The 9,756-nt window shown below is 66.8% G+C and carries 5 protein-coding genes; all 5 read left to right on the top strand.

The window, feature by feature from the left end:
• The coding region (locus PMI14_RS12890; protein WP_007854971.1) for a dihydrodipicolinate synthase family protein at positions 1-382 on the top strand (382 nt) is incomplete at its 5' end.
• Between the two features lie 213 nt (positions 383-595).
• Entirely contained in the window at positions 596-1,579 is a 984-nt protein-coding gene (locus PMI14_RS12885; RefSeq protein WP_007854969.1) for a tripartite tricarboxylate transporter substrate binding protein, read from the top strand.
• Positions 1,580-1,629: 50 nt separating this feature from the next.
• A complete protein-coding gene (gene gudD, locus PMI14_RS12880; protein WP_007854968.1) occupies positions 1,630-2,982 on the top strand; it encodes a glucarate dehydratase in 1,353 nt (450 codons plus the stop codon).
• Between the two features lie 316 nt (positions 2,983-3,298).
• Positions 3,299-4,471, top strand: a complete 1,173-nt coding sequence (locus tag PMI14_RS12875; RefSeq protein ID WP_007854966.1) for an HD-GYP domain-containing protein — start codon at positions 3,299-3,301, stop codon at positions 4,469-4,471.
• Between the two features lie 90 nt (positions 4,472-4,561).
• The gene (locus tag PMI14_RS33535) at positions 4,562-9,754 is read left to right on the top strand and encodes a PAS domain S-box protein (protein WP_007854964.1); all 5,193 of its coding nucleotides are present in this window, start codon (positions 4,562-4,564) and stop codon (positions 9,752-9,754) included.
• Positions 9,755-9,756 lie beyond the last annotated feature (2 nt).

The raw sequence follows: 9,756 nt of genomic DNA, 5'->3' as shown, positions 1-9,756 counted from the left end.
CTCGATCTTCATGAAGATGGGCGACCGCTTCTCCTACCTGGGCGGGCTGCCCACGGCCGAGGTGTATGCGGCAGCGTACAAGGCGCTGGGCACACCGGTGTACTCGTCGGCGGTGTTCAACTTCATCCCCAAGACGGCGATGGACTTCTACAAGGCGGTGGCGGCCGACGACATGGCCACGCAGCACAAGCTGCTCAAGGAGTTCTTCATGCCCTACCTGGAAATCCGCAACAAGGTGGAAGGCTACGGCGTGAGCATCATCAAGGCCGGCGCCAAGCTGGTGGGCCACGATGCGGGCCCGGTGCGCGCGCCGCTGACGGACCTCAAGCCCGCCGAGCTGGAGCAGCTCAAGGCGCTGATCGACAAGCTCGGTGCCCAGTAAGCGCGGATCACAAAGCTCTCCTGGCGTCGTTGTTGCGTCTTGTCGTACTGCTTGTACTGCCTGCGCCGCAAGCGCCTAGCCAGGACCGCTGCGCTGAGCTTTGTGACCCGCTTGAGCCGCTGTAGAACTATTTCGCAACCCACGCAATTTGCCTGAAGAAGGCCCCGCAAGAGGGCCGTCGACCACCATCCATCACCTCCGGAGACATCCACCATGTTCGCCACGAAACACCTGCTGCTGCTCGCCAGCGCCTGCAGCCTCGCCTTTGCCGCATCGGCCCAGACGGCCACGCCCGCCGCCTGGCCTGAAAAACCCGTGACCATCGTCGTGCCCTTCCCGGCCGGCGGTTCCACCGACATGGTGGCCCGGGCCATGGCCCTGCACATGGGCGAGAAGCTGGGGCAGAGCTTCGTGGTGGACAACCGCCCCGGTGCCACGGGCACGCTGGGTGCGGGCGCGGTCAAGCGCGCCGCACCCGATGGCTACACGCTGCTGGTGTCCTCGCTCGGTGCCTTCGTCGTGGCGCCGCACCTGCTCAAGAGCGTGCCGTACGACGCGCTCAAGGATTTCGACTACATCACCGTGCCCGTGCAGGCGCCCAACGTGCTGGTGGCCGCACCCAACCAGAAGGCCCGCACCGTCAAGGAGGTGATCGCCCAGCTCAAGGCCAACCCCGGCAAGGTGAGCTTTGCGAGCTCGGGCAACGGCTCGTCGGACCACCTCTCGGCCGAAGTGTTCTGGCAGCAGAGCGGAACCGAAGGACTGCACATCCCCTACAAGGGCGGTGCCCCGGCCATCAACGACCTGCTGGGCGGGCAGGTGGAGTTCTCATTCCAGAACGTGAACGCCGTGCTGCAGCACATCCGCGGCGGCAAGCTGCATGCGATTGCCGTCACCGGCGACAAGCGCAGCCCCGTGCTGCCCGACGTGCCCACCCTGGCCGAGGCCGGCGTGGCCGGTGCCGAGGTGTACTCGTGGCAGGGCATGGCTGCGCCCAAGGGCCTGCCGCCAGCGCTCAAGAAGAAGCTCTCGGACGCTGCCATCGCCGCCATGAACGACCCCGCCGTGAAGAAGCGCATGCTCGACCAGGGCCTGGAGATCGTGGCCAGTACGCCCGAAGCCTTCACCGCCTACCAGGCACGCGAGTTCGCGCGCTGGAAGACTGTCATCGAAACCCGAAAAATCACCGCTGATTGAGCCTTGTCACGGGGCGCCGTTGCCCGCCCCATCTTCGTTTCCAGACCACCATGACCACCTCTTCCATCCCTTCTGCCATCAGCACCCCCGTCGTCACCGAGCTGCGCGTGGTGCCCGTGGCGGGCCACGACAGCATGCTCATGAACCTGAGCGGCGCGCACGGCCCCTTCTTCACGCGCAACCTGATCATCCTGCGCGACAGCGCGGGCAACACCGGGGTGGGCGAGGTGCCTGGCGGCGAGAAGATCCGCCAGACCATCGAGGACGCGCGCCCGCTGATCGTGGGCCGGCCCATCGGCCACCACAACGCCGTGCTCAACGCCATGCGCGCCCAGTTCGCCGACCGCGATGCGGGCGGGCGCGGCCTGCAGACCTTCGACCTGCGCATCACCATCCACGCCGTGACGGCGGTGGAGTCGGCCTTCCTCGACCTGCTGGGCCAGCACCTGAACGTGCCCGTGGCCGCGCTGCTGGGCGATGGCGTGCAGCGCGAGGCGGTGCAGATGCTGGGCTATTTGTTCTACGTGGGCGACCGCGCAAAGACCGACCTGGCCTACCGCACCGAGCCCGGCGCCGACAACGACTGGTTCCGCCTGCGCAACGAAAAGGCCATGTCGGCCGACGGCATCGTGCGCCTGGCCGAGGCCGCGTACGAGCGCTACGGCTTTGCCGACTTCAAGCTCAAGGGCGGCGTGCTGCGCGGCGAGGAAGAGGTCGAGGCGATTCGCGCGCTGCACGAGCGCTTCCCGGAGGCGCGCGTGACGCTGGACCCCAACGGCGGCTGGCTGCTGAAAGATGCGGTGCGCATCACGCGCGACCTGCACGGCGTGATGGCCTATGCCGAAGACCCCTGCGGTGCCGAAGGCGTGTTCTCGGGCCGCGAGGTGATGGCCGAGTTCCGCCGCGCCACCGGCCTGCCCACTGCCACCAACATGGTGGCCACCGACTGGCGCGAAATGGCGCACAGCCTGGCCCTGCAGTCGGTGGACATCCCGCTGGCCGACCCGCACTTCTGGACCATGGCCGGATCGGTGCGCGTGGCTCAGATGTGCCAGGCCTTCGGCCTGACCTGGGGCTCGCATTCGAACAACCACTTCGACGTCTCGCTGGCCATGTTCACCCACGTGGGCGCCGCCGCCCCCGGCCGCGTGACCGCAATCGACACGCACTGGATCTGGCAGGACGGCGAGCGCTTGACGAAGGAGCCGTTCCAGATCAGGAACGGCTTCATCGAACTGCCCAGGAAGCCTGGGCTGGGCGTGGAGCTGGACATGGACGAGGTCGAGCGCGCCCACCGCCTGTACCTTGAGCATGGCCTTGGCGCCCGCGACGATGCCATCGCCATGCAGTACCTGATCCCGGGCTGGAAGTTCAACAACAAGGCACCGTGCATGGTGCGCTGAGTTTCAGGCAAACGGATATGGCCCCTCGAACCGCCCGATGTGGCTCAGGTGGCTGACCATGCCGTGCACCGGATCCCGCAGGTGCAGCAGGCAGCCCGCAGGGCAGCATCCACGTGCCGGTGTGTCCGTACTGCGGAGTATGGGGAATGGACGCGCGCTGCTGAATACGGCCCAAGGTGTACGGGGCATGGGGACACCGTCGGTGTGCCTTGCGACGCGACGCATACGGCGCGGTTGGACAAGCGATGCTTGTCAAACCGGCAAGGGTAAGAGATAGTGGTGTCAGTGGAGTGCCCATAACACCAGGGAGCGGGTGATGCCAGAAACATCGGAAGATGCATTGCGTCCATTGATACTTGCCGTCGATGACTCTTCCGATAATCTGTGGGTGCTGTCCGGCCTGCTCAAGGACCAGTACCAGCTGAAGCTGGCAGGCTCGGGCGAAAAGGCCTTGCAGATTGCGCGCAGCATCCCAGCCCCCGACCTGATACTGCTGGACGTGATGATGCCCGGCCTGTCGGGCTATGAGGTATGCCGCCAGCTCAAGGAGGCACCGGCCACGCGGCACATCCCCATCATCTTCCTGACCGCCATGTCCGGGACCGAGGACGAGAAAGTGGGGCTGGCACTGGGCGCGGCCGACTTCATCACCAAACCCATCAACCCGCCTATCGTGCTGGCGCGCGTGGCCACCCAGTTGCAGGCCAAGGCGGGCGCCGACTTCCTGCGCGACCAGAACCAGTTCCTGCAGACCGAGGTGCACAAGCGCACGCGTGAACTGGCTGCGATCCAGGACGTCACCATCCTGGCCATGGCGTCCCTGGCCGAGACCCGCGACAACGAGACCGGCAACCACATCCGCCGCACGCAGCACTACGTGCGGGCACTGGCCACGGCGCTGAAAGATCACCCGCGCTTCAGCGCGGAGCTGAACGACCACGTGATCGACATGCTCTACAAGTCGGCCCCCCTGCACGACATCGGCAAGGTCGGCATCCCGGACCGGATCCTGCTCAAGCCCGGGCGCTTCGAGCCGCATGAGTTCGAGGTGATGAAGACCCACACCACCCTGGGCCGCGACGCCATCCAGCATGCCGAGGACCAGCTGGGCATGCCGGTGGAGTTCCTGCAGTACGCCAAGGAGATCGCCTACGGCCACCAGGAGAAATGGGACGGCAGCGGCTACCCGCAGGGCCTGGCGGGCGAGGCGATTCCGCTGTCGGCGCGCATCATGGCCGTGGCCGACGTCTACGACGCGTTGATCAGCCGTCGCGTCTACAAGGAAGGCATGCCGCACGCGAAAGCCGTGGACATCATGCGCGAGGGCCGGGGCTCGCATTTCGACCCGGACATCCTGGACGCCTTCCTCGGCATGCTCGACGAGTTCCAGCGCATTGCGCAGAAGTTTGCCGACAGCGATGCGGACATGGCCGAGAAGGCCCGGCACCTGGAGCTGGCGATCACCTCGGCCAGCCCGCCCACGCCCTGAGCATGGCCTGGTCCGTGCGCCATCCATGACAGCCGTCGGCGGCCGGCCGGCGCGCCGGACTCCGCCCCGGCACACAGAGGAATGCGTTTCATGAATGCACTGGTACAGCACTACCACCGGTCTTCGCTGACCGCGAAGCTGGCGTTTGCTTTTTTCGTCATCCTCGTCATGACAGCCGTGCTCAGTGTGCTGGGCATGCAGACGGTGGCCCGCGTCAATAACGACATCCAGGCCATGTATGAAAAGGATCTGCAGGGCATCTCCAACGCCCGCGCGATCCAGTTCCACTATGCCAGCATGGGCCGCTACCTGCGCAACGCCCTGCTCACCACCGAGGCGGCCGACCGGGCACAGGCCCTGGAGAAGCTGGACCAATCGCACCGTGACATCATGCGCGAGCTCGGTGAACTGCGCGGGCGCATCATCCGCGAAGACAACACGCGCAACCTGCTGACCTTCGAGCAGAACTATGCGGTGTACCGCAAGAGCGTCGAGCAGTTGCTGGAGCTCGCCAACCAGGGGCAACTGGAGGAGGCGCGCAGGCGGGCCGCCAGCCGGGAGTTCGGGGTGGTGGGGGACACCGTGGCGCAGTCGATGGAAGCCGTGGCCGCCACCAAGGAAGACGGCGCACGCTCCACTCTCAGGTCGGTGCAGGAGCAGGCACAGCAGACGCGGCTGCACGGCGGCGTGCTACTGGCCGGGGGGGCGCTTTTCAGCGTGCTTTTTGCGTGGCTGATCGCCCGGTCCATCCGTGTGCCGGCCTTCGAGCTGCGCACGGCGGTGGAGCGCATTGCCGACGGGGACCTGCAGCAGGAGGTACCCCATACCTCGTACCTCAACGACCTGGGCGCCCTGGCGCGCGCCGTGGCCGTGCTGCAGCAGGGGGCCCGCGAGCTGGAGGTACAGCGCTGGGTGAAGACCCACACGGCATCCGTCTCGGTCGAACTGCAGTCGACCCGGTCCTTCGTCGAGCTGGCGCAGCGCTTTTTCGCACTCTCGGCACCGCTGCTGGACATAGGGCACGGGGTGCTCTATATCTATGAAAAGAACCAGCGCCGCCTGCGGCTTCTGACCGGCTTTGCCCACCGCGAACGCAAATCGCTGGAGCAGTACATCCAGCTCGGCCAGGGCCTGGTGGGGCAGTGCGCGCTGGAGCGCAGCGCCATCACGCTGCGGGAGCCCCCTGCCGACTACGTGCGCATCGGCTCCGCGCTCGGAGAGGCAGCGCCCAAGTGCATCTGCGTGCTGCCCATCCAGCGTGGCGACGAGTTGCTGGGGGTGCTCGAGATTGCCAGCTTCGACGCCCTGACGCCCGCTCGCCAGGCCCTGCTGGACGCGCTGATGCCCGCGCTGGCCGCCAACCTGGAGATCCTGGAGCGCAACGTGGCCACCCACCGGCTGCTGGAGGAAACGCAGGCGCAGGCGCAGACACTGGAGCAGCAGGCCCATGAGCTGGCGGAGCAAAAGGATTCCATTGCCGCCACCGAGGCCTGGTACCACGGCATCATCGAATCCGCCCCCGATGGCCTGATGGTCACGGACGAGCACGGCACGGTGATCATGGTCAATCCGCGCATGCTCGATCTGTTTGGCTATGCCGAGCACGAACTGGTGGGCCAGCCCATGGAAATACTGGTGCCGGCTGCCCTCCGCGGCCGGCACCCGGCGCTGCGCGAGGGTTTCCTGGCGGTCGGGCTGTCCCGCAACATGGGCGGCAACAACGCCAGCCTGAAAGGCGTGCGCAAGGATGGCAGCGAATTCCCGGTGGAGGTCGGCCTGTCGCGCCTGCCGGCCGTTGGCGGGCATGGCGTCTGCGTATGCGCCTCGGTGCGCGACGTGACCGAGCGCAACCGGGTGGAGCAGGAAGTGCGCAACAGCCAGCGCCAGATCCGTACCCTGGTGGACAGCATCGGTTCCATCATCACCCTCAAGGACCGCGAAGGCCGCTACCAGTTGCTGAATGCAACCTATGCGAAATACATGGGCGTCAGCGAGAGCGAAGTGCTTGGAAAGAGCGCGCACGACCTGTGGCCCAGGGACATGGCCGACAAGATCGTTGCGGTGGAGGGCCGGGTGCTGAACGGGGGGGAGGCCATCACCTACGAGGAGATCATTCCCAACGCCGACGGCACGGAGCGGCGTTCGTTCATGACCACGAAGACACCGCTGGTCAACGAGGCCGGTGAGATCTACGGCATCTGCGGCATTGCCACCGACATCACCGAGCACAAGAAGTCCCAGGAGGCCATGCGCCAGGCCAACGCCGAGCAGACCGCGATGTTCGAGGCCACCACGCTGGGCATCGCCTTCATCAGGGACCGTGTTGTCGTGCGCGGCAACAGCCAGCTCGACGCCCTGTTCGGCACCGGGCAACTGGGCCAGTCCCCCCGTTCCTGGTATGCGACCGAAGAAGCCTTCAAGCAAGGACTCAGCGAAATCAACGAGCAGCTGTCCCGCGGCGAAAAACACCACCGCGAGGAGGAACTGGTGCGGGCCGATGGCACGCGCTTCTGGTGTCAGATCAGCGGCGCGGCCATCGACCCGGGCGACCTGGACAAGGGCACGGTGTGGATGCTGCTGGACGTGACCGGGCGCAAGGAGGCCGAGCAGGAAGTGCAGCGCAGCCGCCAGTTCATGGAGGCCGTGCTGGAAAACATCAACTCCGCCATCTACGTCAAGGATGTGCAGGGCGCTTACACCTACGTGAACTCCGACTGGGAGCGTGCGACCGGCCTGGCGCGGGCGCAGGTGCTGGGGCACTCGGCCATCGATGTGCACCCGTCCGGGCGCGGCCAGTCCTACCATGCACTGGACATGCAGGCCCTGGAGGCAGGGCAGCTCCTGGTCACCGAAGAGGTGGCGGGCGAGGATGGCGAAGAGCGCCACTTCCAGGTCACCAAGGTGCCGATGCGCCAGGGAGAGGAGATTTCCGGCCTGTGCAGCATTGCCTTCGACGTGACGGACCGCAAGAAGTCGGAAGAGGACATCCGGCGGGCCAAGGAAATGGCGGAGGACGCGACCCGCGCCAAGAGCGAGTTCCTGGCCAACATGAGCCACGAGATCCGCACGCCGATGAACGCCATCATCGGCATGTCGCACCTGGCCCTGCAGACGGCGCTGGACAACAAGCAGCGCAACTACATCGAGAAGGTCAACCGGGCGGCCGAGAGCCTGCTGGGCATCATCAACGACATCCTCGACTTCTCCAAGATCGAAGCCGGCAAGATGTCCATGGAGCAGGTCGATTTCCGCCTGGAGGATGTGCTCGACCACGTGGCCAACCTGATCGGCATGAAGGCCGAGGACAAGGGGCTGGAGCTGCTGTTCAGCACCGCAGACGACGTGCCCACCGCGCTGGTCGGTGATCCGCTGCGCCTGGGCCAGATCCTGGCCAACCTGGGCAGCAATGCAGTGAAGTTCGCGGAGCAGGGAGAGATCGTGCTGGGGATCGAGCTGATTGGCCAGCAGGGCGAGCCCGGTGGTGAGGTCGAGCTGCACTTCTGGGTCAAGGACTCGGGCATCGGCATGACGCCCGAGCAGTGCGCCCGGCTGTTCCAGTCGTTCAGCCAGGCCGACAGCTCCACCACCCGCCGCTATGGGGGCACGGGCCTCGGTCTGGCGATCTCCAAGACCCTGGTGGAAATGATGCAGGGGCGCATCTGGGTGGAGAGCACGGTGGGGCAGGGCTCGACCTTCCACTTCCTTGTGCATTTCGGCCTGCAGGCGCAGCCCATGCCCCGGCGGATGTTCGACGCCAATGAACTGCTGGGCCTGAGCGTACTGGTGGTCGATGACAACGCCACCGCCCGCGAGATCCTGTCGACCATGGCGCGCCGCTTCGGCCTGGAGGTGGACACGGCCCGCGATGGCGAGGAAGGGCTGCGCATGGTGGAGGGCGCCGACAGCCGCTCGCTGGCCTACGACCTGGTGCTGATGGACTGGAAGATGCCCCGCATGGATGGCGCCGAGACCGTGCGCCGCATGCAGGCACTTAAGGGGGGCGCCGCCCCGGCGGTGATCATGGTGACCGCCTTCGGCCGCGAAGAGGCCATGAACGCGGTGCACAGCCGGGGCGCCAGGGTGAACGCAGTGCTTACCAAGCCGGTCACGGCTTCGACGCTGCTCGAGGCCGTGGGCGAAGCGCTGGGCCGCGGGCGCGTGGTGTCGGACCGGGTGGCGAGCCGGGCCCAGGGCCAGACCGAGCACCTGCAGCAGCTCAAGGGTGCGCGCGTGCTGCTGGTTGAAGACAATGCACTCAACCAGGAACTGGCCATGGAGCTGCTGCGCCAGGCGGGCATTGAAGTGGTGCTGGCCAACAACGGCCAGGAGGCGCTGGACCTGCTCGCTGCGGACCCCCGGTTCGACGGTGTGCTCATGGATTGCCAGATGCCCGTGATGGACGGCTACACAGCCACCCGCCACCTGCGCTCGCTGCCGCAGTTCGCCGACCTGCCCATCATCGCCATGACGGCCAACGCCATGGCCGGTGACCGGGAGAAGGTGATCGAGGCCGGCATGGTGGACCACATCCCCAAGCCCCTGCGCGTGGAGGAGATGTTTGCCTGCATGGCGCGCTGGATCCAGCCGGCCGTGCCCGCCACTGCGGCTTCTGCCATTGCAGTGCACGGCCAGGTTCCCGGCCAAGGCGTCAAGGCGGCCGATCCCGACCTGCCGCAGTTGCCTGGAGTGGACCAGGCCGTAGGGCTCGGCATCGTTCAGAACGACCGGCGACTGTACCGGCGCCTGCTGGGCATGTTCCTCGAGGAATACACCGGATTCGGCCAAACCGCCGCTGATGCCTTGCAGCAGGGCGACTGGCCGCTGGCTACGCGGCTGGCCCACACCCTCAAGGGCGCGGCAGGCACCATCGGTGCCCGGCAGCTCGCATCGGCCGCGGGGGCGCTGGAGGCGGAAGGTGCCAACGGGGCGCGGGCGCCGGTGGCCGGGCAACTGCTGGCCGAGGTGGATGCGCTGTTGCGTCCATTGATCGAGGCATTGCAGGCGTCCGGCCTGGGCACCGCAGCCGGCACCGTGCAGGCCGCACCTGCCGCTGCCGTGGCGCGTTCCGCCGAGAGCGAGGCCTTGCTGGCGCGTTTGCGCAAGCTGCTGGGGGACAGCGACGCGGACGCGGGCGACGTGCTGGAAGCCCTGGTGGCACGGCTGGCCGCGGATGGTGACCCGCTTGCCGATGCCCTGTCTGCCGTGAACCGGGCCATCGAGCGCATCGATTTCGATCGCGCTCTGGAGGCGCTGGGGGCCCTGGCCCCTGCGCACCCCGGCTGAGT

Source organism: Acidovorax sp. CF316 (genome assembly GCF_000276605.1).
Taxonomy (GTDB): Bacteria; Pseudomonadota; Gammaproteobacteria; order Burkholderiales; family Burkholderiaceae_C; genus Acidovorax.
This window is presented reverse-complemented; position numbering and strand designations above follow the sequence as displayed.